The sequence below is a fragment of the Streptomyces sp. NPDC017225 genome, from assembly GCF_044331465.1.
GTDB lineage: Bacteria > Actinomycetota > Actinomycetes > Streptomycetales > Streptomycetaceae > Streptomyces.
Genome location: NZ_JBIRNE010000005.1, coordinates 395966 through 419329, shown reverse-complemented (window position 1 = coordinate 419329; position 23364 = coordinate 395966). Strand labels below are relative to the sequence as shown.

The 23364-nt window shown below is 73.0% G+C and carries 18 protein-coding genes; 7 read left to right on the top strand and 11 right to left on the bottom strand.

What is annotated here, in order from left to right:
* Positions 1–10 precede the first annotated feature (10 nt).
* The 11 genes from ACH4NX_RS15365 to ACH4NX_RS15315 form a co-directional block, all read right to left on the bottom strand.
* Entirely contained in the window at positions 11–1954 is a 1944-nt protein-coding gene (locus tag ACH4NX_RS15365) for an ABC transporter permease (RefSeq protein WP_398127136.1), read from the bottom strand.
* Positions 1954–3129: a glycine betaine/L-proline ABC transporter ATP-binding protein gene (locus ACH4NX_RS15360; protein WP_398127135.1), complete on the bottom strand. Its 1176-nt coding sequence runs from the start codon at positions 3127–3129 to the stop codon at positions 1954–1956. The genes ACH4NX_RS15365 and ACH4NX_RS15360 overlap by 1 nt, the downstream gene beginning before the upstream one ends.
* Positions 3126–4658 (bottom strand): GMC oxidoreductase, encoded by a 1533-nt coding sequence (locus ACH4NX_RS15355; protein ID WP_351399720.1) that lies wholly within the window; start codon positions 4656–4658, stop codon positions 3126–3128. Before ACH4NX_RS15355 ends, ACH4NX_RS15360 begins: the two co-directional genes overlap by 4 nt.
* A 135-nt stretch (positions 4659–4793) precedes the next feature.
* Entirely contained in the window at positions 4794–6314 is a 1521-nt protein-coding gene (locus tag ACH4NX_RS15350; RefSeq protein WP_351399718.1) for an aldehyde dehydrogenase family protein, read from the bottom strand.
* A gap of 177 nt (positions 6315–6491) precedes the next feature.
* Entirely contained in the window at positions 6492–7544 is a 1053-nt protein-coding gene (locus tag ACH4NX_RS15345; RefSeq protein WP_398127134.1) for a hypothetical protein, read from the bottom strand.
* Between the two features lie 4 nt (positions 7545–7548).
* Positions 7549–7902, bottom strand: a complete 354-nt coding sequence (locus ACH4NX_RS15340; RefSeq protein WP_351399714.1) for a hypothetical protein — start codon at positions 7900–7902, stop codon at positions 7549–7551.
* Positions 7902–9674, bottom strand: a complete 1773-nt coding sequence (locus ACH4NX_RS15335; protein ID WP_398127133.1) for a hypothetical protein — start codon at positions 9672–9674, stop codon at positions 7902–7904. Before ACH4NX_RS15335 ends, ACH4NX_RS15340 begins: the two co-directional genes overlap by 1 nt.
* Before the next feature lie 198 nt (positions 9675–9872).
* Positions 9873–10862, bottom strand: coding sequence for a malate dehydrogenase (locus ACH4NX_RS15330; RefSeq protein ID WP_398127132.1), 990 nt, complete (start codon positions 10860–10862; stop codon positions 9873–9875).
* 526 nt (positions 10863–11388) lie between these two features.
* Complete coding sequence (locus ACH4NX_RS15325; protein ID WP_351399709.1) at positions 11389–12762, bottom strand: DUF2690 domain-containing protein; 1374 nt, start codon at positions 12760–12762, stop codon at positions 11389–11391.
* Positions 12763–13320: 558 nt separating this feature from the next.
* The gene (locus tag ACH4NX_RS15320) at positions 13321–13758 is read right to left on the bottom strand and encodes a DUF3017 domain-containing protein (RefSeq protein ID WP_351399734.1); all 438 of its coding nucleotides are present in this window, start codon (positions 13756–13758) and stop codon (positions 13321–13323) included.
* 229 nt (positions 13759–13987) lie between these two features.
* Entirely contained in the window at positions 13988–14842 is an 855-nt protein-coding gene (locus ACH4NX_RS15315) for a bifunctional methylenetetrahydrofolate dehydrogenase/methenyltetrahydrofolate cyclohydrolase (protein WP_351399707.1), read from the bottom strand.
* A 330-nt stretch (positions 14843–15172) separates the two neighbouring features.
* Here ACH4NX_RS15315 and ACH4NX_RS15310 point away from each other — a divergent pair, with 330 nt between their 5' ends.
* The 7 genes from ACH4NX_RS15310 to ACH4NX_RS15280 all read left to right on the top strand — a co-directional run bounded on the left by ACH4NX_RS15310 (position 15173) and on the right by ACH4NX_RS15280 (position 23357).
* A complete protein-coding gene (locus ACH4NX_RS15310; RefSeq protein ID WP_351399705.1) occupies positions 15173–15736 on the top strand; it encodes a hypothetical protein in 564 nt (187 codons plus the stop codon).
* Positions 15737–15886: 150 nt separating this feature from the next.
* A complete protein-coding gene (locus ACH4NX_RS15305; RefSeq protein WP_351399703.1) occupies positions 15887–16633 on the top strand; it encodes an FHA domain-containing protein in 747 nt (248 codons plus the stop codon).
* Entirely contained in the window at positions 16630–18369 is a 1740-nt protein-coding gene (locus tag ACH4NX_RS15300; RefSeq protein WP_351399700.1) for a protein kinase, read from the top strand. Before ACH4NX_RS15305 ends, ACH4NX_RS15300 begins: the two co-directional genes overlap by 4 nt.
* Positions 18370–18467: 98 nt before the next feature.
* A complete protein-coding gene (locus ACH4NX_RS15295; RefSeq protein ID WP_351399698.1) occupies positions 18468–18935 on the top strand; it encodes a hypothetical protein in 468 nt (155 codons plus the stop codon).
* Positions 18936–19132: 197 nt separating this feature from the next.
* The gene (locus ACH4NX_RS15290) at positions 19133–19876 is read left to right on the top strand and encodes an FHA domain-containing protein (RefSeq protein ID WP_351399696.1); all 744 of its coding nucleotides are present in this window, start codon (positions 19133–19135) and stop codon (positions 19874–19876) included.
* Complete coding sequence (locus tag ACH4NX_RS15285; RefSeq protein ID WP_398127131.1) at positions 19873–21237, top strand: protein kinase; 1365 nt, start codon at positions 19873–19875, stop codon at positions 21235–21237. The genes ACH4NX_RS15290 and ACH4NX_RS15285 overlap by 4 nt, the downstream gene beginning before the upstream one ends.
* Before the next feature lie 170 nt (positions 21238–21407).
* Complete coding sequence (locus ACH4NX_RS15280; RefSeq protein WP_351399692.1) at positions 21408–23357, top strand: serine/threonine-protein kinase; 1950 nt, start codon at positions 21408–21410, stop codon at positions 23355–23357.
* The last annotated feature ends 7 nt before the right edge of the window (positions 23358–23364 follow it).

Below are 23364 nucleotides of genomic sequence, written 5' to 3'. Positions count from 1 at the left end.
CATCCGCATGTCAGGCTCCCTTCCTCGTACGGCGTTCGGTCGGCTGGGTGATCCGGTCGAGCATCAGGCCGAGGCAGACGATCGCCGCGCCGGCCACCAGGCCGGTCGCCAGGTCGCCCTGGGCCAGGCCGAAGACGACCTGGTAGCCGAGCGCGCCACCGCCGACCAGGCCGCCGATGATGACGACGGCGAGGACGAGGACGACGCCCTGGTTGACGGCGAGCAGCAGGGACCGGCGGGCCAGCGGGAGCTGGACCTGCCGCAGTTGCTGCCCGCTGGTGGCGCCGAGCGAACGGGCCGCCTCCATGGCGGCCGGGTCGGCCTGGCGCAGCCCCTGGGCGGTGATGCGGACCACGGCCGGCAGGGCGTAGACGACCGCGGCGGCCACGGCGGGGGCGCGGCCCACGCCGAAGAGGGCGACGACCGGGATCAGGTACACGAACTGCGGCATCGTCTGGAACACGTCCAGGACGGGCCGCAGCGCGCGCTCGAAGCGGTCGCCGCGGGCGGCGGCGACGCCCGTCGCGAAGCCGATGACCAGGGTCACGGCGACGGCGGCGAGGACCTGCGAGAGCGTGTCCAGGGACGGGTTCCACACGCCGAGCACGCCGATGGCGGCCATGGCGAGGACGGCGGTGAGCGCGGTGCGCCAGGTGCCGATCAGCCAGGCCAGGGCGGCGACGACGAGCAGTACGGACCACCAGGGCAGCCACTGGAGGCCGTCCCGGAGCGGGTTGAGGACCCAGCTGGTGAAGTGGGCGGCCCAGTCGGCGGTGCCGCCGACGACGGGGACGCCGGAGTAGAGGTGGGCGGTCATCCAGTCGACGGCCCGGTTGACGGGCTCGGCGATGTTCACCTCCCACGTGTCGGGCCAGTCGAGGAACCCGGCGATCCGTCCGGCGACCGCGACGGCCGCGGCGGCGGCCACGACGTACAGCCAGGTCATCGGCGACTTCCCGGTCTCACCGAGCCGCTCCCCCGCCGCGCCGGTGACGCGGTCGAGGACGACGGCGAGCAGCACGATGGGGATGCCGGCCGCGAGCGCCGCGCCCACGTCGACCGAGGCGAGCGCCTGGTAGACGCGGTCGCCGAGGCCGCCGGCGCCGATGACGGAGGCGATGACGGCCATGGAGAGCGCCATCATGATCGTCTGGTTGAGGCCGAGGAGCAGTTCCTTGCGGGCCAGAGGGATGCGGGCGGTCAGCAGCCGCTGGCGGGCGGTGGTGCCGAGCGACTCGACGGCCTCCAGCACCTCCTTGTCGGCGCCGCGCAGGCCGAGGGCGGTGAGCCGGGCCATGGGCGGGGCGGCGTAGACGACGGTGGCCAGGACGGCGGCGGGGACGCCGATGCCGAAGACCAGGACGACGGGGAGGAGATAGGCGAAGGCCGGGAGTACCTGCATGGTGTCGAGCACCGGGCGCAGGACGCGGTCCATGCGGTCGGAGAGGCCCGCGGCCAGGCCCAGCAGGGCGCCCACGGCGACCGACGCGAGGACGGCGACGACCATCAGGGCGAGGGTCTGCATGGTCGGCACCCACATGCCGAGCAGGCCGCAGGCCAGGAACGCGGCCGCGGTGCCGAGCGCCAGCCGCACGCCGGCCACGCGCCAGGCGATCAGGGCGCCGATCGCGGTGACCACGGCCCAGCCGACGGCGAGCAGGGCGAGGTAGACGGCGCGTACGGCGATGACGACGACGTTGCTGACGTGGCCGAAGAAGTGGAGGAACAGCGGGTGGCTGTCGCGGTTGTCGATGATCCAGTCGCTGGCCCTGCCGAGCGGCTCGGAGACGTCGACGGTGAGGGCGGACGGCCAGGTGGTGCCGCCCCACTGGGTGACGGCGAGCGGGACGAGGACGGCGGCGAGCGCCGCCAGGGTCAGGAGCTTGCGTACGGCTGGGTGGGTGAGGATGCCTGGCCGGGCGGGCTTGTGGGCCGGTGCGGTGATCGTTGCCATTACGCCGGCTCCTCGGTGGGGGCGGGTGCCGGGGTGGCCGGCGCACGGCGCTCGGCCGGTGCCGCCCCAGCGGCACGGCTGCCCGCAGCCGCGTCGTCCGTGCCCGCCGTGCCCGCCACCACCGACAGCAGGGCTTCCGCGTCGACCACGCCCAGGCAGCGGCCGTCGTCCATCACGCGGGCCGGGGAGCCGGCGCGGGCGACGGCCTCGATGGCCTCGGAGACGGTGGCGCCGGGCCGGAGCGCGGGGCCGGTACCGGCCTCGTCGGCCGAGGAGGCGGGGCGCATGGCCGTACGGACGGTGAGGACCTGCTCGCGGGGCACGTCGCGGACGAACTCCCGGACGTAGTCGTCGGCGGGCGAGCCGACGATCTCCTCCGGGGTGCCGAGCTGGACCACGCGGCCGTCGCGCATCAGGGCGATGCGGTCGCCGAGCTTGAGGGCTTCCTGGAGGTCGTGGGTGATGAAGACCATCGTGCGGCCCTCCTCGCGGTGCAGCCGGACGACCTCCTCCTGCATGTCCCGCCGGATCATCGGGTCGAGCGCGCTGAACGGCTCGTCGAAGAGCAGCACCTCGGGGTCGACGGCGAGGGCGCGGGCGAGGCCGACGCGCTGGCGCTGACCGCCGGAGAGCTGGCCGGGGCGGCGGTGCTCCAGGCCCTCCAGGCCGACCTTGGCGACGATGGCGGCGGCGCGCTCGCGGCGTTCGGCGCGGCCCATGCCCTGGACCTCCAGGCCGTACGCCACGTTGTCGAGGACCGTGCGGTGCGGGAGCAGGCCGAAGTGCTGGAAGACCATCGCGGCGCGGTGGCGGCGCAGTTCGCGCAGCCGGGACCTGTCCATCGCGCGGACGTCCTCGCCGTCGATGGCGATGGACCCGGCCGTCGGCTCGATCAGCCGGGTCAGGCAGCGTACGAGGGTGGACTTGCCGGAGCCGGACAGGCCCATGACGACGAAGACCTCGCCCTTGCGCACGTCGAAGGAGACGTCCGCGACGGCGGCCGTGCATCCGGTGCGCGAGCGCAGCTCGGCCGGGCTCAGGGCGCTCAGCCCGGGGTCGGCGGGGACCCGGGCGGCCTTGGGGCCGAAGACCTTCCACAGGCCGTCCACGGAGAAGACGGGAGCGGTGGACTCGTCGGTACCCGGCGGCGTACTGGCGCTGGCGGTGGCGCTCATCGGGCGTCACCGCCGATCAGCTCGACGGCGCGCTCGCCGACCATGAGGACGCCGATCATCGGGTTCACGGCGGGCATGGTCGGGAAGACGGAGGCGTCGGCGATGCGGAGGCCCTCCAGGCCGCGGACGCGCAGCTCGGGGTCGACGACGGCCTGCTCGTCCGTGGCGGCGCCCATTCGGCAGGTACCCGCCGGGTGGTAGACGGTGTGGGCGACCTTGCGGGCGTACTCGCTCAGCTCCTCGTCGCCGGTGACGTCCGGGCCGGGGCAGACCTCGCGCCCCAGCCAGCCGGCCAGCGGCTCGGTCCTGGCGACCTCGCGGGCGATCCTGATGCCGTCGACGAGGGTGCGGCCGTCGTGGTCGTCCTCGTCGGTGAAGTAGCGGAAGTCCAGGGCGGGCTTCACGGACGGGTCGGCGCTGGTCAGGTAGAGCCGGCCGCGGGACTTCGGCTTGGGGATGTTCGGGGTCATGGAGACGCCGAACTCCGGGCGCTCGTAGCCGAGGCGCTCCGGGTTGTCCGTGAACGGGATCTGGTAGAAGTGGAACATCAGGTCGGGGCCCGGGTGTTCGGGGTCGCGGCGCACGAACAGACCGGCGTCGGAGTCCATCGCGGAGTTGTCCGGGATGGGCCCGTTGGTCTCCCACACGATCACCGACTCGGGGTGGTCGAGCAGGTTCTCGCCGACACCGGGCAGGTCGTGCGCCACGGGTATGCCGAGTGCTTCGAGGTCCTCGCGGGGGCCGATGCCCGAGTGCAGCAGCAGGCGGGGCGAGTCGACCGCGCCGGCGCAGAGTACGACCTCGTTCCGCGCCCGGACGAGGATCTCCTCGCCGTCCTTGGTGCGGACGTGGACGCCCTCGGCGCGGGTCCCGTCGAGCTGGAGCTCGTACGCCCAGGTCTCCAGCATGAGCGTGAGGTTGGGCCGCTCGTCCATCACCGGGTGCAGGTACGCCACCGAAGCCGAGGACCGCTTGTTGTCCTCGGGGTGGTAGGCGAGGTCGAAGAAGCCGACGCCCTCGGTGAACGGCTTCTTGTTGAAGCCCTCGACGCGGGGCACCCCCAGGGCCTTTTGCGCGGAGTCGACGAAGTCGCGGGCGATGGCGTTCCGGTCCTTCTCGTCGACCGGGACGATGTTGTTCTTGAGGCGCGCGTAGTACGCCTCCATCGGCACCGCGCCCCAGCCCTTGGCACCGGCCGCCTCCCACTCGTCCCAGTCGGACGGCAGCGGCTTGAAGGCGATGAGGGTGTTGTGGGAGGAGCAGCCGCCGAGCACCCGGGCGCGGCTGTGCCGGATGTGCGAGTTGCCGCGTGGCTGTTCGGTGGTGGGGTAGTCGTAGTCCAGCTCCCCGCCGAGCAGGCCCATCCAGCGGCGCAGGGTCAGCACGTCATCGCGGCCGACGTCGCTGGGGCCGCCCTCGATGACGGCGACGGTGACGTCCGGGTTCTCGGTGAGTCGGGAGGCGATCACCGATCCCGCGGTGCCGCCGCCGATGACGACGTAGTCGTAGACATGGGTGGTCTCGGGCATGGGGGTACTCCAGAGGGTGAGCGGACGGGGTTCCGGACGGGAAGCCGGGCGGGGGGTGCGGCGGCGGGCGGGGAGGGGCGGTGAGCCGGGCCGGGACGGGGCTGAAGCCGGGGTTGGGGCTGGAGCTGAGCCGGGTCAGCCGGCGAACCAGCGGACGGGCTTCGGGGCGAGGTTCTGGTAGACGTGCTTGCTCTCGCGGTACTCGGCGAGCCCCGCGGGGCCCAGTTCGCGGCCGACGCCGCTCTTGCCGAAGCCGCCCCACTCCGCCTGCGGGAGATAGGGGTGGAAGTCGTTGATCCAGACGGTGCCGTGCCGGAGCCGGCCCGCGACCCGGCGGGCCCGTCCCGCGTCGGCGGTCCAGACGGCACCGGCCAGACCGTACTCGGTGTCGTTGGCGAGGGCTACGGCCTCGTCCTCGGTACGGAAGGTCTCGACGGTGAGCACCGGTCCGAAGACCTCCTCCCGTACGACCTTCATCTCCCGGTGGCAGTGGTCGAGGAGGGTCGGCTCGTAGAAGTAGCCCGTCTCCGGCCGCTGGGGGGACGGCTCGGGGCGCTTGCCGCCGCAGCGCAGTTCGGCGCCCTCGGCCAGCGCGGAGGCGACGTAGTTCTCGGTCTTGGCGCGCTGCTGCTCGGAGACGAGCGGGCCGCACTCGACGCCGTCCTCGGTGCCGCGGCCGAGGCGGATCCTCGCGGCGCGGCGGGCGAGTTCGGCGACGAAGCGTTCGCGGACCGACTCCTCGATGATGAGCCGGCCGCCGGCGGAGCAGACCTGGCCGCTGTGGATGAAGGCGGCGTTGAGGGCCTGGTCGACGGCGGTGTCGAAGCCCTCTTCGGTCGCGCAGGCGTCGGCGAAGACGACGTTGGGGTTCTTGCCGCCGAGTTCGAGGGCGACCTTCTTGACGGTGACGGCGGCGGCCTGGGCCACCTTGGTGCCGCTGATCAGGCCGCCGGTGAAGGAGACCAGGTCGACGTCGGGGTGCTCGGCGAGCCGGGCGCCGACGGTGTGGCCGGGTCCGGTGACGATGTTGGCGACGCCGGTGGGGAGGCCGGCCTCGACCAGCAGGTCGATCAGGGCGACGGTGGTCATCGGGGTGATCTCGCTGGGTTTGATCACGAAGGTGTTGCCGGCGGCGAGTGCCGGGGCGATCTTCCAGCTGGCCTGGAGGAGCGGGTAGTTCCAGGGCGTGATCATCGCGCAGACGCCGACCGGCTCGTGCACGACGACGCTGTGGATGTCGGGCGAGCCCGCGTCGACGACCCGGCCGGGGGCCTCGCCGGCGACCAGGTCCGCGAAGTAGCGGAAGGCGTCGGCGACGCAGTCGATGTCGACCCGGCCCTCCTCGACGGTCTTGCCCGCGTCGCGGCTCTCCAGCAGGCCGAGCGTCTCGCGGTCGCGCACCAGCAGGCCGGCGACGCGGCGCAGCAGGGCGGCGCGTTCGGCGACCGGGGTGTGCGGCCACTCGCCCGAGTCGAAGGCGCGCCGGGCGGCGGCCACCGCCAGGTCGGTGTCCTGCGCGTCGCCTTCCGCGATCACGGCGAACGGCGCGGCGTCCGCGGGGTCGAGGATCTCGCGCGTGTGCCCCGAGGCCGCCGCTCGCCACTCGCCCCCGGCATGGATGGTGTCGCGCGCCCGGAGTTCCGTACTGTCCGCCATGATCGTCAATGCCTTCCGTTCCCTGATCAGCGCCCGTGAATCACGCAGGTGTCATGCACGGGACCGGGTGCTCATGCCCTTGGTCCCCGGATGCATGCGGTTCCGGGATCGGAAGTGTGCCGAGTCACTGAACAAAGAGACGGAACGGAACGAACCGCCCACCCTGTGAGTGTCCGGTCACAGAGTGTCGGCGTCGGTTCCGCAGGTGGTGTACGGCGGGCAGAAGTGGTCGAGGGCCGTCCGCAGCATGGTCCGCTCGTCCTCGCGGCCGTCCGCCTCCGCTCCGTAGGCGGCGATCGCGTAGACCTCACCGTCGGCGGCCAGGAAGCGCTCGTCGACGACATGCCAGGTGCCGATGCCGGGTTCACCCTTGATGGAGTCGGCGAGGTACTCGAGCCGGGAGCCGGTGAAGTCGCCGTCGTCCAGGGTCTCCAGGGAGATCTGCCGGAAACCGTCGGCCCTGGCCGTGTCGTCGGAGAGGAAAAGCTCGAAGGACGCGTCGGGCGAGGCCTCCTCCACCTGGTACACCTGCAGCCGCAGTGCGCCGTCGGAGCTGCGGTAGTTGACCACGTCGATGCCGTACTTCGACGGCACCTCCTCACGCACCCAGCCCACGGGACGGGCGATGGTGAAGCCCTCCGCGTCGGAGTGCAGCTCGTAGTCGTCGGGCAGCTCGGGACCGCCCGCCGCCCCGGAACCGTCGGGAGCCGTGCCGGACGGCGACCGCGGCATGCCGGAGGCCGGTGTCCCGGCCTCGTCGGTCCGGAGCGTCGAGGGCTCGGGGGCCGAAGGCTCCGGGGTGGGGGACGCGCTCGCCGACACCGCCGCGTGGTCGCCGCGGTCGTCCGTGCCGTCGTCCCCCGGGACCACCAGCGCCAGTACGAGGGCCCCCGCGACCCCGGCCGCGGCGGCACCGCCCAGCACGGACCACAGGAGCCGGCGGCTGGGACGACCGCCGGTGCCGGTGGGGGGCGGCGCCTGCGGGTGCTGCCGCGGCCGGGAGCCGGTGTGGGGCAGCTCGGGCGCGGACCAGGTACCGGGGGCGGGCGGTGGCCCCGGCAGCGAGGCGCCGGGCGGGTGGTCGGCGTTCTCGTGGTGTGACACCGGGGGTGTCTCCGGCGCGGCCCCCGGGCGGGGCGGTGGTGGTGGGGTGACCGGTGCGGTGCCGCCCTCGGTGTCCTCCCAGCGTTGGGTCGTCTCGTTCCAGTACCGCTGCCGTCCCCCGCTCATCGGGTCACATCCCCAGCAGCCCGGCCACCGTCCCGAAGGACGCGAACAGGGACAGGGCGGCCTGTGTCTCCTCGAACAGGCCCCGCAGCCGCTGGAGGCGCCCCTCGGGGGCCGTGCCGGTGCGGGTGATCTCCTCCTCGGTGTCCGCGAGGGCCGTGTCGAGCCGGGCGGTCTGCTCGGTGCCCTGGATCCGCGCCAGATCGGCACGCAGTTCCCTCACCGCCCTCAGCAGTTCCTCTGCGGCCTGGTCGCGCGGCGCCGTGGTGCCGTAGTGGCTCGTCACGTTCGCGTTGTCGCCGACGGCGAAGGTCGCCCCCTGGGCGTTGCCGATGTGAACGTTCGGCTCGTTGGGTGCCATCAGCTTCCGGATCCCTTCTGCGGCGCGGGGCCGGCGGTCTTGGACGAGGCATGGGAGGAGACGTGGGACTTGTCGCCGACGGCGAAGGTCGCCCCTTGTGCGTTGCCGATGTAGGTACTGCCGTTGCTGAGGTTCACGATCTTCTGGACGAACTCGCCGGTCTCGTAACCGGCGTCGGACAGGGCGAGCCGCACTCCGTGCCCCACGCGGTCCTGGATGCTCCTGAGGTAGCGGCTGACGTCCATCTCCTGGAAGGTCGACCCGGTGGGCATCGAGGCCAGCTCCCGTACGGAGACGGCGGGGCCCGCGGGGAGCGCGCCCGTGTGGCCGCCGGTCAGCAGCCGCCACCCGTACACCAGGCCCCGGCCGAGGGTGAGCAGGGAGCGGCCCACGGAGCCGGGCACCAGGGCGGCGGCCCCGGCCGCCTTGCCCAGCACGTTGTTGTTGCGGAAGCGGTGGGAGACGCGGTCGGCGTCCTTGAAGTCCGCGCGCACCGGGGTCAGTACGTGCGGGGCGATCTCCAGCATGAGCATCCGGCCCTGGGTGTGCAGACGTACGAAGACCGTGACGACCAGCTCCTCCTCCCAGCCGCCGACCCGGATCCGCAGGAAGTGCCGCCGCTTCTCGCCGCCCTCCTCGACGGCCCGCGACCGGTGCTGCTCGAACTCCTCCCAGCTGTACGGGGCCTGCTCCCGGTCGAGCAGTCCCTCCGCCGGGAGGAACACGCACTCGTCGAGCTCCAGCCGGCGCAACCGGTCGCGCACCCCGGCGCCCGCGTACTCGGAGGGCAGGCGCAGCTGTTCGATCAGGGGCCGGACGCGGTCCAGGACGGCGCGGTTGCTGAGCGGCTGCTGCTGCTTCTCGTCGTCCGGCTTCAGCTCGACGGCCAGCACCCAGGTGTCGTACGCCGCTCCCGCCCCGCAGAACGGGTGCTTCTCGTCGTACATGACCAGCGGCGCGTGCTGTTCCAGCCTGATGCGCCGCATCAGCCGCTGGAACCGCCCGCCCTCGGCCTTCTCCGCCGGGTCACCGGCGGCGTCCGGGAAGCGTTCCGGGGAGAGTTCGGCGGCGAGCGCGCGGGCGAGCTGGTCGCGCTGCGCGGCCACGCACATCCCGATCAGCACGAGGACGGCGATCCCGAGCCAGGCCTGCCAGACCTCGATCAGAGCGGCGCCGTCCCCGACGGACGGGAGGGCCACGTCGGAGAACTCCTGCCAGTCGGAGCCACCGGGGCCGCCGGAGCCGTAGAAGTAGTCCGACGATCCGTACGAGGAGTCGTCGTCCGAGCCGCCGCCGAACGCGACGGCGATCAGGATGAACATGAAGAAGGCGAACTGGAGTCGCCCCCACCAGCGCGCCACGAAGGCCAGGAGCCGCCGGTACAGCGGCGGTCGCTCGCCGCGGCCCCTGATCCAGGGGGCGAGGGCGAGCAGCACACTGGGCCACAGGAACACGGCGAGCAGCCAGCCGCTGAGTGGCAGCCCCACCACCCACAGTCCGATGACGGCGGCGGACCACAGCAGCTCCAGCCGGCGGGCCCGCAGGGCGTGCGCGAGGACCCGGGCCGCGTCGAAGCCGAGCGACGGCGCCACGACCCGTTGCTCGTCGAGATACAGCTCGTCGATGACGCGGTCCCGGTAACCGGGGTCCAGATAGGCGCCCGCGCACAGCAGCCGGGTCGCCTCGCTGGCGTAGGGCGGGGTGGGCGGGGGCTCCGGTGGTGTCCCCGCGTTGCTCTGCTGTGGTTGCTGCGGCACGTAGGCGGTGCTCACGCCGATCCCCCGATGCGCGTGAAGTCCGGCGACTTCGGTCGAGTTGAGAGGCAGCAGCATAGGGGAGGGACGGGGCCGACAGGCCCGAAACGTCAACAGAGCGCCGGGGAAACGCGTCGGTCCCCGGACCGCCGTGGCGGATCCGGGGACCGGTGCACCGGCCGGACGACTGGTCCGGCGGTGGGGTGGTGCGACGTGTCAGATGAGGCCGAGCGCGCGGACCGCCTCGCGCTCCTCCGAGAGCTCCTTGACGGAGGCGTCGATGCGGGCGCGGGAGAAGTCGTTGATCTCCAGGCCCTGGACGATCTCGTACTTTCCGTCCTTCGTGGTGACCGGGAAGGAGGAGATGATGCCCTCCGGGACGCCGTAGGAGCCGTCGGACGGGATGCCCATGGAGGCCCAGTCGCCCTCGGCGGTGCCGTTGACCCAGGTGTGGACGTGGTCGATGGCGGCGTTGGCGGCGGAGGCGGCCGACGAGGCACCGCGGGCCTCGATGATGGCGGCGCCGCGCTTGGCGACGGTCGGGATGAACTCCTCGGCCAGCCACTTCTCGTCGCCCACGACCTCGGCGGCGTTCTTGCCGGCGACGGTGGCGTTGAAGATGTCCGGGTACTGGGTGGCGGAGTGGTTGCCCCAGATGGTCAGGCGCTTGATGTCGGCGACCGTCGAGCCCGTCTTCTTCGCGAGCTGGGTCAGCGCGCGGTTGTGGTCCAGGCGGGTCATCGCGGTGAAGCGCTCCGCCGGTACGTCCGGGGCGGCGGCCTGGGCGATCAGGGCGTTGGTGTTGGCCGGGTTGCCGACGACGAGGACCTTGATGTCGTCCGCGGCGTGGTCGTTGATGGCCTTGCCCTGGGGCTTGAAGATGCCGCCGTTGGCCTCCAGGAGGTCACCGCGCTCCATGCCCTTGGTACGCGGACGGGCGCCCACGAGGAGGGCGACGTTGGCGCCGTCGAAGGCGACGTTCGGGTCGTCGGTGATCTCGATGCCCTGGAGGAGCGGGAACGCGCAGTCGTCCAGCTCCATCGCGGTGCCCGCAGCGGCCTTGAGCGCCGGGGTGATCTCCAGGAGGCGCAGTTTGACCGGCACGTCCGCGCCGAGCAGCTGGCCGGAGGCGATGCGGAAGAGCAGGGCGTAACCGATCTGGCCGGCCGCGCCGGTGACGGTGACGTTCACGGGAGTGCGGGTCATGGCGTTCTCCGTATGACAGCTGGCGGTGGGGCGTCCCTGCCCCGGGCGTTTGATCGATCTCTTGGTATCAAGAGATCCATCCAGCCGTCAGGCTATCGCGCCTCCGGTGGCCGGGACGTCCGGGTCGGTGTGGCCCGGCCCACAGGACCACCGCCGGGTCACCCACGTGCGTGAACGGGGGCGCGGGGCGGGTGCGCGGCGGGGCCGGCGCGGGGCGGGGGCGGGGGCACGGAGCCGCGCGGGGACATGAAGAGGCGGCCGCCTGTCCGGGAGAGGGGGACGAAGCGACCGCCGTTCGGGGATACCGTTGCCGGACTCCCGTGGGGGTACCTCTCGCGTGCCCGTGACACGGCGGGCCATGCCTGCCGCGGACGGTTTTCTTCCGGTGCGGGCGGCCACACGTGTCCGTGCGGGCCGCACCCCTCGTGCGGGCTGCTCCCTCCGTGCGGTTCCGCACCCCCCGCGGGCCGCTTGCGGGCCGCTCCCCCGTGCGGGCCGCTTGCGGGCCGCTCCCCCGTGCGGCCTGCTACTCCGTGCAGCCCTTCTGGCCCGCCGTCAGCGTCACACACGCCTTGGCATCGGCCGCGGACTTCACCGCCACCATCGGGGTGTACGCGACGGTGTCGGCCGCCCCGGTGACCGTGCCCGTCTGCGGGTTCTTGCCGCCCGCGCTCACCTGGACCTCGTCACCCTGTGCCGCCTGGGTGACGCGGGCCCACGCGGCACCGCACGTCTCGCTGTAACGGACCTCGACGGCGGCCGTGCCGACGGTGGCGGTCGCGGCGGTGGTCACCAGGTCGCCGCCGCAGCCCATGATCTCCGGGTCCTTGCCGGTGCAGGCGTCACCGCTGCACTTGACGCCCGGCGGCAGCTCGGTGTCGGTGCTCACGGTGGGCGACGGGGAGGGCTTGGCGCCCTCGTTCTCCTTGTCACCGCCGTCGTTCAGAAGGAAGAAGGCGCCCGCGATCACGACGAGCACGCCGACGACACCCGCGACGAACGTCGTCATCCGCTTGTTGCCGCCGCCGGAGGACCTGCCGCGCGAACGGGAGCCGTCACGCGGGGGCTCGCCGAACGTGCCCGCCGGCCCCGAGGGTCCCGGTGATCCCGCCTGTCCCGAGGGTCCCGCGTGTCCTGCCTGTCCCGAGGGTCCAGCGTGTCCCGACGGCCCGTGGCCGTTCGGTGCGGTGGCGGCAGGCATCGCCGTGGTGCGCGCGGTTCCCCCGGGGCCTGTGCCGGGCCCCGACCCGGGCCGCGCCGCGCGGTCACCGGTCGGCGCCGGGCCCCGGTATCCGGCGATGCCCCACGAGTTGCCGTCGGCGGCGCCGCCGGACGACGGGACCGAGGGCGCGCCGGACGCGCCGCCGCCCCGGACCGTACCGACGGCCGAGTCGGGGCTGTCCGCGGCCGTCGGCTGCACGGGCACCGAGGGCGGCAGCGTGGGCGACACACCGGCCGGCCCCGCGATCCCGGGTGTGGCCGTCGCTCCGCCGCCGTGGCGGCCGGTCCGGCTCCCCCTGCCGCTCCTGCCGCCGCTGCCCGACTTGGCCGCGGGCGCGCCCAGCTCACCCAGCGCGGCACGCGCCTGGGAGATCCGAATGGCCTCCATGGTCATGTCATGGCGCATCTCCGAGCGGCTCCAGGCGCGCTCGGCCAGCTCCCACATGGTGGTCAGGTGCATGGGGTTGGTCCCCGTCACCTCGGCCAGGGCCACGATGGCGCCCTTCGGCGCCAGCAGCCGGCCGTTCAGATAGCGCTCCCAGGACGTCTTGCTGTAGCCCGTCGCGTCGGCGACCGACGCGACACTCAGCTCGCTGCGGTCCACGAGTCGGCGCAACTGGCTGGTGAACTCTCTGATCTGCGGATCGAGCTCATCCGGCAAGGCCTTCCAACGAGGCATTGCTTCCCCCTCTTCCCCCCGGTGACGTGCTGTTCGTTCCCCGCTTGGTCCCGCGCGCGGCGTCCCGCCCGAAGTCCCCGTCTGGCTACCCACAGGGATGCGCCCGGTCAGGATCTCAGTTCCCGGGGTGGGGGCGCACAGGAGCACAGAGGTCGCGAACGTGCACCGTCGCACGCCCACCGACCCGTGGTCCAGTGTCCCACCGGCCTCCCCATGCCCTGAACCGAGCCCCTGAGGCTAACGCTGTCCCTGAACGACTTCGCGGTAAATCCGCGAACTTGTCAACACCCCGCCCGACGGAACGCACGTGGACGGTCACGCTCGGCACACGTGCCTCGTGTTGCACGGCGCGTACATCGGAGTAGCGGAGTAGCGGAACGGTCACTTCCGTGCCACAGCGCCCTGACAGGCGTTGATCAGCGCGTTCCGCGTACAGGAGTGTGGGTCCCGGCGGCGGCCCGTCCTTCCACGGGGGTGAGGACGGGCCGCCGCCGGGGCCGGCATGTCGGACAGGCCCCGGCTCGCCCTGAAGGCGAGTTCCCGGCTCACAGCGATTTCCTAGCTGACAGTGAAGTGCAGGGTGTCCTTCAGGAACGGGATCTCCAGCAGTGGCTTCGGCTGGGCCATCAACGACAGCAGGACGATGCTGAGGCCCAGGATTCCGTAGGTGGCGATGTCCGTGAAGCGCGAGCGCACGGCGAGCATGCCGACGTTGGGGATCATCCAGCGGAGCGCGGCGCCGAACAGCAGCGCGGCGCCGATCAGGACCAGACCCCAGCGGAACACGTCCAGCGCGGTCAGCAGCAGGCCCAACCCGACCAGGCCGACCACGAGCAGGATCGGCCACTGCCGGGCGGGCGCCGGGGCGTCACCGGCGGCGGCCCTGCCACCGCCCTCGGGACGCGCGGTGTCGCGGGTGAAGAGCGGGAACCGTCGGGTGATCCGCCGAGGCCTGCCCTGTGCGTCGGGCGCGCTGACGGGATCCCTGACGGTGATGCCCTCGGAACTGCCCGCGCCGCCCTCCGGGCTCTCCTGAACCTTCGGGCACCCCTGACCCTCCGGGCGTACCTGTGTCCCCGGGCTCTCCTGAGTCCCGGGGCTCTCCTGAGTCCCGGGGCTCTCCTGAGTCCCGGGGCTCTCCTGACCCTTTGGGCTCTCCTGAGCCCTCGGCCCCCCCTGCGTCCTCTGGCTTCCCGATTCCTCCGGGCGCTCGGCGTCGGTGTCGTCAGCCGGCACTGCGCTCCGCCGCCTCCACCACGTTGACGAGCAGCTGGGCCCGGGTCATGGGGCCGACGCCGCCGGGGTTCGGGGAGATCCAGGCGGCGACCTCGGCGACGCCGGGGTGGACGTCGCCCATGATCTTGCCCTCGGCGTTGCGCGAGACGCCGACGTCGAGGACGGCCGCGCCGGGCTTGACGTCCTCGGGGCGGACCAGGTGCGGGGAGCCGGCCGCGGCGATGACGATGTCCGCGCGCTTGAGGTGGGCGGCCAGGTCCCGGGTGCCGGTGTGGCACTGGGTCACGGTGGCGTTCTCGCTGCGCCGGGTGAGCAGCAGCGGCATCGGCCGGCCGATGGTGACGCCGCGGCCGACGACCACGACCTCGGCGCCCTTGATCTCCACACCGAAGCGGCGCAGGAGGGTGAGGATGCCGTTGGGGGTGCAGGGCAGCGGCGCCGGCTCGTTCAGCACGAGGCGGCCGAGGTTCATCGGGTGCAGGCCGTCCGCGTCCTTGTCCGGGTCCATCAGTTCCAGGATGCGGTTCTCGTCGATGCCCTTGGGCAGCGGCAGCTGGACGATGTAACCGGTGCAGGCCGGGTCCTCGTTCAGCTCGCGGACGACCGCCTCGATCTCCTCCTGCGTCGCCGTGCCCGGCAGTTCGCGCTGGATGGAGGCGATACCGACCTGCGCGCAGTCGCGGTGCTTGCCCGCGACGTACTTCTGGCTGCCGGGGTCGTCGCCGACCAGGACGGTGCCGAGGCCGGGCGTGACGCCCTTCTCCTTCAGCGCCGCCACGCGGGCGGTCAGTTCGGACTTGATCGCGGCTGCGGTGGCCTTGCCATCGAGAATCTGGGCGGTCATGCCCCCATCCTCGCGGATGACCGGCCCCCGGTTCCAATCCGCCCGGCATCCGGGCACCACCGGAGGACTTCACCGGGGCCTCGCCGGCGCCCCACCGGGGCACCAACCCGGGCGCTACGGAACGTGTCCCACTGTGTCCGTACATGATCGACGCTGTTGCACTTGCACAACACCTTGCGACCGGGCTGGACAAGTAAGAGACCGGTCAAGAACGATTGGGCAGCACAGTGCCGCGGGGCCGTACCGGGGGGACGAACCGCTACGACGAACCTCCTCCGAGTCGAGCCGCGCGTCGTCCCCGCACTTGACAGCGACGGAGGAAGTCCCGCCATGAGTTTCGGCGACCCGAACAACCCCTACGGCCCGCCACAGGGCCAGCCGCACGGCCAGCAGCCGAACTACGGCTACCCGCAGCAGCAGCCCCCGGGGCAGCCCGGTTACGGCTACCCGGCGGCCCCGCCCGTGCAGCAGCCCTACGGCGGCGCTCCCACCTCGATGCCGGGCACCGTCAGTGCCGCTCGCGTCATGCTGTGGGTGATCGTCGGCTTCCAGGTCATCGGCACCGTCCTGTTCGCCATGTCGGCGGTGGCGGTCGACCAGGCCAAGGACGATCCCGCCTTCGACGAGCTGGCCGACTACCCGACCGGCGCGCTGTGGGGCATAGCGGTGCTCGCCCTGGTCTGGGGCGTCTGGGCGGCCGTCCTGGCCGCGAAGTTCAAGTCCGGCGGCAACGGCCTGCGCGTCACCGCCCTGGTCTTCGGCATCCTCACCGCGGTCATCGCCATCTACCCGTTCACCGTTTTCGGCATAATCCACCTGGTGCTCGGCATCCTGATCGCCGTGTTCGTCGGCAACCGCAACGGCGCCGCCTGGTTCCAGCGCCCGCGTTACTGAAGTCGCCTCCGCAATCACCGGCGAAGCACCGCGGAGCGTTTTCGCGCCAATCACGTCATGGGGCCGTGTCTCACCCGTACGAGGGGGACACGGCCCCGGTGCGTCGCAATAGTCTGACGTGGGTAGCCGTCAGGCACGGGGAGACGCACCTTGTACAGCATCATCGTGGTACCTCCGCCGACCACGGAGGACGAACCCACCCGCACCCAGTTCCGGCTCGCGCCCGGCGAGCGCCTCGTCTTCGGGCGGTCCGTGCCCGAGGGCGGCCTGCTGATCGGGCACGACGGAGTGTCGCGCAGAGCGGGTGAGATCACCGCCCACGGCACCTTCTGGACCATAAGCAACCTGTCCACCCACCAGACCTACGTGGTGGAGAACCCGGAGGGCGCCGGCGAGCACATCAAGGTGGCACCGGGCCGGCTGGACGCGCCGGTGCCGTTCGAGTTCTCGCGGATCGTGCTGCCCGCCGCGGGCGACCTGCTGCCGGTCGAGGTGTGGGCGCCGCGCCACGACTACCTGTGCGCGGAGAACGGCAGTGACGGCGAGCCGACCGCCCCGGCCTTCTCCGTCGACCGCACCAAGCGGTACTTCGCCGTCCTGGCCGCCCTGTGCGAACCACGGCTGCGCGGGGCGCCGCACGCGCCGCTGCCGACCGTGGAGCAGGTCGTCGAGCGGCTGCGGCCCGGCTGGCCGGCCGCGTCGCGCACGTCCGTCCAGTGGAACATCGACTACCTCGCGGTGAAGCTGCGGCTCAAGCCGGGCCCGGAGGCGGCGGAGGCGGGCGCACGGCTCAACGGGAAGAAGGAGTCGCTGGTCTCCATGGCGCTCCGCTTCGACCTCGTACGGGAGGACGACCTCGTGGTCCTCGCGGCACCGCCACGCCGGGTGCCACGGTGACCGAGCCGTACGCCGTCACGGTGCCGAAGGGGTACCGGGTCGGCGTCTGGGAGGTGCGGGCACCGATCGCCACGGGCGCCTTCGGCAGCGTGTACGAGGCCCGCCGGGTCGGCGAAGGCGACGCCGCCGGTCTGCCGCGCACGGCCGCCCTGAAGTTCCTGCCCACCGGTACGGGCACGCCCCGCCAGCTGACACACCTGCGCGAACTCGTCGAGCGCGAGGTGGAGTTGCACCGCAGGCTGCGGCGGCCCCGGCTGGTGCGGATGTACGAGACCCTCGTCGTCGACGACGCGGCCCGCCCCGCCCTCGACGGCGCCACCGTCCTCGTACTGGAGAAGGCGGAGGGCTCGCTGTCCGCCCTGCTGGCCGCGTCACCGCGCCCCGCCGCCGGTGCCGCGCTGCTCGCGCAGGTCTGCGAGGGCCTGCACCAGCTGCACCACGCCGGGTGGGTGCACGGCGACCTGAAACCGGCCAACGTGCTGCTGATGCGGGACGGTTCGGCCCGGCTCGCCGACTTCAACATGGCCGCCGAGCTGGAGGGCACCCATGCCTACACTCCCGCCTTCTCCACCCCGGACTACACCCCGCCCGAACTGCTCTGGTCCGAGATCGACGAACGCGGCCGCCGCATCCGGCCCTCCGCCGACGTATGGGCCTTCGGCGTCCTCGCCCACCTCGTGCTCACCGGGTCGTTCCCGCTGCCCGGCGGCACCCCGACGGCCCGCCGCGACGCCGGGGCCGCCTACGCGCGCGGCACCGAGGAGCTGCGGCTGTCACCCGCGCTGCCCGAGGTGTGGCGGGAGATCGTGGGCGCGTGTCTGACCCGTACGCACGCCGAACGCATCGGCACGGACGCCTTGTCACGACGCGTGGCGGCGACCACGGACGGCTCTGTCCGACCCGCCGGGTCCCTCCGGTCCACCCCTTCCGCCAGATCCGCCAGATCCGCCGGGACCATCCGGTCCGTCGGGCCCGGCGGATCCTTCCGGCCCGTCAGGTCTCTCCCGTCCTTCTCGTCGCTCCAGCCCCTCCGGTCCCTCTCGCTCCTCCGGTCCGTCCTGCCGCGCCGCACGCGCCCCCGGCGGGCGGTCCTCGCCGCGGCGGCCGGCACCGTGGTCGTCGCCGTGTTCGTCGCCGCGCTCGGCTATGGGATCAGCACCCGGAACGACGACGACGGCGGAGCCGGAGGCGGCCCCGAATCCGCCGGACAAGGCCCTGGCGGCCGCACCGCGACGGTCTCCGCCGCCGCCTACGGCTCCACCGAGCTGCGCACCGACCGGGGCGTGCCGCCCGCCTACCGCCTGCTGATCGTCGAGACGGCGCACGACTGCGACCGCGAGGAGGTCAGCCCGCCCCTGATCGCGGCCATACTGAAGGTGGAGAGCGACTTCGACCCGTCCCTCTCCGACCCCGCGACGAACGAGTACGGCATCGCCCGCTGGACCCCGACCGTCCTGCGCTGGTGGATGAACGAGGACGGCACACCCGGCGAGACCGTCCCCGAGCCCCCGTTCCCGCCCGCCGAGTCCATTCCGGCGATGGGCCGCTACCTGTGCTGGATCACGCCGCGCCTCGACGCGGGCCTGCCGGGCGACCGCCGGGTGCTGATCGCCGTCGCCTACCGGACGTCGTACCGCAAGGTGAACGACGCGAACGGCGTTCCCCCGAAGTACCGCGACTACGCCGACCGCGTCGCCCACCACCTCAAGGAGTACACGCCGCGCGGGAAGAAGTGACCCTGAGAGTTACGAGGTACCGCGCGGCGGGCGCCCCGGGCACGGTGTGAGCACACCGCTTCGGCGGTACGACACCGACGTTCATGGGGGAAACAACAGTGAACATCATCAAGCCCGCCGCGCTGCTCCTCGCGGCCTCCGCCCTGGTCGCCGGCTCCACGGTCGCGGCCACCGCCGCCGACCCGGCCGGCACCAGGGTGACCGCTCTCCAGCAGGCGGCCGAGGAGGTGCTGGCCGACAAGCCGAAGCCCCTGCACGTGTCCGCCGACGCGGTCAAGTACGAGGGCCTGACCGTCACCGAGGCGCCCAGGACCAAGGCCGCGCAGGATCTGGCCTGCGGCTACGGCCACCTGTGCATGATCGTCAACGGCACCAAGTTCGACTTCTACAAGTGCCAGACGTGGAACGTCACCAACTGGACCGGCAACGGTCCGTTCACCAACAACCAGACGCCGGGCACGGTCGCCAAGTTCTTCAACAGGGACGGCAGCGTCCGCTGGACGTCGACCGCCTACCAGGCGGGCACGGCGACCTGGGACCCGATCTGGTCCCTGCGCCCCTGCTGATCCGCTCCCCGGAGCAGGCCTGAAAGGCGGCCCCCGGTTCCCTCCACGGAGAGGGCCGGGGGTCGTTCCCCGTCCGGCGACCACCGACCCGCCGAGGCGTCCGAATGCTTGGCCCGCCCTCATCCGCCTCCCGTACGCTGCCCGTTGTTGGACTGGGGAATGTTGACCCCGAGCAATCGGGGGAGGGGGACGACTCCATGTACAGCGTCATCGTCGTGCCGCCGTCGTGCGGCAGTGTGACCGACCAGATCAGGATCAGCGCGGGTGAGCGCGTCGAGTTCGGCCGAGCCGAACCGAGCGGCGGCGGACTCGTCATCGCACACGCGGGAGTGCCCCGGGTCGCCGGGGAGATCGCCGCGCACCGGACGTTCTGGCTGCTGAGCAATCTCAGCGAGGACCAGACCTACGTGGTGGAGAACCCGGAGGGCGCCGGCGAGCACATCAAGGTCGCCCCGGGGCGCGTGGAGGCGCCCGTGCCGTTCGAGCTGGCGCGCGTGACCCTGCCCGCCGCGGGCGACCTGCTCACCTTCGACGTCTGGGCGCCGCGGCACGCCTTCCGCAGCGTCGAGCGCGGTGGGCTGGCGGGGACGGGCACCGTCCCGGCGTTCGCGCTGGACCGCACCAAGCGGTACTTCGCGGTCCTGGTCGCCCTGTGCGAACGGCGCCTGCGCGGTGAGCCCCGCGCCCCGCTGCCCGCCGTCGAGGAGATAGTGGACCGGCTGCGCCCGAGCTGGCCCAAGGTCAGCCGTTCCGCCGTCTACTGGAACATCGACTACCTCGCCGTCAAGCTGCGGCTGCGCCCCGGCCCCGACACGGCCGAGCCGGGCAGGCGCACCCACGGGAAGAAGGAGTCACTGGCCTCCCTCGCCCTCCGCTTCGACCTGGTCCGCGAGGACGACCTCGTGGTGCTCGCGCCGGTCCCGAGCGGAGCGGCACGGTGACCGGGCGGCCGTACGCGGTCCCGGTGCCCAAGGGTTACCGGATCGGGCCGTGGGAGGTGCGCGAGGCGCTGGCGTCCGGCGCGTTCGCCACGGTCTACGACGCGACCCGCCACACCTCCGAAGCGACGACCGGACCCGCCTCGGACGGCGGTGGGCTGCCGCGCCGGGTGGCGCTGAAGTTCCTGTCCACCGGCACCCGCACCCCGCGCCAGCTGCACCACCTGCGCGACCTGGCCGAACGCGAGGTGCAGCTGCTGCGGCGGCTCCGCTCGCCCCGGCTGATCCGGATGTACGACACACTGACCGTCGACGACCCGGACCACCCCGAGCTGGACGGCGCCACCGTCCTGGTACTGGAGCGGGCCGAGGGCTCCCTGGACGCCCTACTGGCCCGGACCCCGTCCCCGGACGCCGGGCCCGCCCTGCTGGCGCAGATCTGCGAGGGCCTGCACCAGCTGCACCACGCGGGCTGGGTCCACGGTGACCTGAAACCGGCCAACGTGCTGCTGATGGCGGACGGTTCGGCCCGGCTCGCCGACTTCAACATGGCGGCGGAGATGGAGGGCACGCACGCCTACTCCCCCGCCTTCGCCACCCCGGACTACACCCCGCCCGAACTCCTGTGGCCCGAGGTCGACGAGCGCGGGACGCGGATCCGCCCCTCGGCCGACGTCTGGGCCTTCGGCGTCCTCGCCCACGTGGTCCTGACCGGGGCCTTCCCGCTGCCCGGCGCCACCTCGGAGGCCCGCGCCGACGCCGTGACGCGCTACGCGCACGGCCGTGAGGAACTGCGCCTGTCCGCCGATCTCCCCGACGTCTGGCGGGACATCCTGCGGGACTGTCTGGCCCCGACCCACGCGCGGCGCCCCACCGACACCGCCGCGCTGCTGCGCCGGGTGGAGGAGGCCGCCGGCACGTCCCGGTCGGCACGGCTGCCGAGGCTGCGTCCCCGGCGGTGGCGGCGCCCGGTCCTGGCGGCGGCGCTCGCTGCCGCGATCGTGGGCGCGGCGAGCCTGGTCGCCACCGCCCCGTGGGAGTCGGCCCCGGCCGCCGCGGCGCCTCCCACCTGCGAGAAACCCAAGCTCTACGAGGACGCCTCCCACGGCACCGGCTACACGGCGGGCCACAACGGCACGTGGGACTTCACCATCAAGCGGGGAGACGGAGGGAGCCAGGTCAGGGAGTTGCAGTGCCTGCTCCGGCACCTGCACGGGATCGAGGAGGTCGGCGAGGTGGACGGCGACTTCGGCCCGATGACACACGGTGCGGTCGTCACCTTCCAGGAGCGCGCGGGGCTGGACGCGGACGGCACGGTCGGCCCGGGGACCTGGCGCGCGCTGCGCAGGGGCGGGGAGTCCTGACGCGGCACGACGGGGTATGGCGCGGCATGACACCCACCGGATGATCGCGTAACCCCGTCTCACTCCCCGTCGCCCGGGCCACGCCCCCGCCCCCGGACGGTAACCTCTCGGCAAGCTGGTGTGACAGAACACCATTTTATGGATGAAAGAGCAGTCGGGGGACTCAACTCATGACAGACCAGCGGCCGGCGTCGCCGTACACTCCGGCGTCCGGCGAGGCCGCCCTGCGGCATACCGGCGCGGCACCACTGCGGACCGCCGACCCCGCCCGTATCGGGCCGTACGTACCGCTCGGGCTGCTCGGCAGCGGTGGCATGGGCCGGGTCTACCTGGCCCGGCCCGCCGACGACCGCCCCGGGCTCGCCGCGGTCAAGGTGATCCGGCCGGAGTACGCCGAGGACCCCGAGTTCCGGCGGCGGTTCGAGCGGGAGGCCTCCGTGCAGGCCCGGATCCGGACGGCGTACGCGCCGCGGTTACTCGGGACCGGGTTCGAGGAGTCGGTGCTGTGGATGGCCACGCAGTTCCTGCCCGGCCTCAATCTCGCCGAGGCCGTCCGGGACTGCGGCACACTCGAACCGGCGGGCGTCTGGCGGCTGGTGGCGGAGCTGGGGCGGGCGTTGTCGGCGCTGAGCGACGACGGAGTCGTCCACCGGGACCTGAAGCCGTCCAACGTGATTCTGTCCCCGAGCGGCGCGCACGTCATCGACTTCGGCATCTCTCGGGCCGTCGACAGCAGCGCGATCACCGGGACCGGGAGCCGGGTCGGCACGCCCGCGTTCATGTCGCCGGAGTATCTGCGGGAGGGACGTTGCGACACCGCCTCCGACGTCTTCTCACTCGCGGGCACCCTCGTCTACGCCGCCACCGCCCACGCCCCCTTCGGCGACGGGACCGGGGTGGACGTGATGCACCGGGTGGCGTTCGAGGATCCCCGGCCGGAGGTCATGGCCGAACTCTCGTCGGTGGACGCCGGGCTGGCCGCGCTGCTGTCCGCATGCCTCACCAAGGACCCCGCCGACCGGCCCACTTCGCGGCAACTGATCGACGCCGCCACGGCCGCCGGGCACGGTCACGCCTCCGGCTGGCAGGAGCCGCTGGGCGCCCGGCTGCTCGCCCTGAGCGAGGGCTGTGCGGTGCTGGAGGGCGCCTCCGCCCGGCAGACGGGACATTTCCGAACGCCGACGGAGCGCGTGTCGACCGGTGCGTCCGCGCCGGCCTCCGCTCCCTCGCCGGTACCCGCCCCCGGGCCGGGGTTCGGGCCGCCGACGCCGCCGGGGGCGTACGGTCCGGCCGCCTACGGTCCCTACGGCTCGCCGACCCCGCCGGGGCAGTACGACTCGGCCGCATCGGCATCGGCGCCGGCACCGGCTGTGACGGGGAGCGGTGCCCATGAGCGGCGCGGGCGGAAGAAGCCGTACCTCGTGGTCACCGCCGTGCTCGCCGTCTGCGCCGTCGCCGCGGGCGGCTTCCTGCTCACCCGCACGCCCCTCGACGAGACGGCCGCCCCCGCCACCCCGTCGGCCTCGGCCGGCGCGCCCGGCGCCGACGACGGACGGCCCTCGTCCCTGCCCGGCGCTGCCACGTCTCCGTCCGGCAAGGAGGAGAAGGGCGGGGACGAGAAGGGCGGGGATGAGAAGAAGGACGACGGCAAGGACGGCGAGGAGGAGGAAGGGGAGGGGGAGAAGGACGCCGGGGCGGGCGGGGCCGGCCAGGGCGGCGACCGTGGTTCCGGCGGCGCCCCGGGAGACGCGCCCGCCCCGGAGAGGACGTCCGGCGCCGGGGGATCGGCCGGCGACACCGGAAGTGACGGCGGCCAGGCCGCGGCCCCGACCGCCACGGTCACCGAGACCGCCTCCGAGCCCGCCGCCCCGGCCTGGATCTCCGGGTGCTCGTACTACTCCGGCACCGCCATCGTCCGGTACGGCGACACGGGACAGCGCGTCGTACAGGCGCAGTGCATGCTCACCAAGCGCGGCTACGGCGTCGGCCGCGCGGGCGTGGACGGCCAGTTCGGCGAGGACACCGTGACGGCGGTCAAGAGGTTCCAGCGTGCCAAGGGGCTACAGGTGGACGGAGAGGTCGGGCCCAGGACCTGGGCGGCGCTGCGCAGGACGACCTGACGGCGCG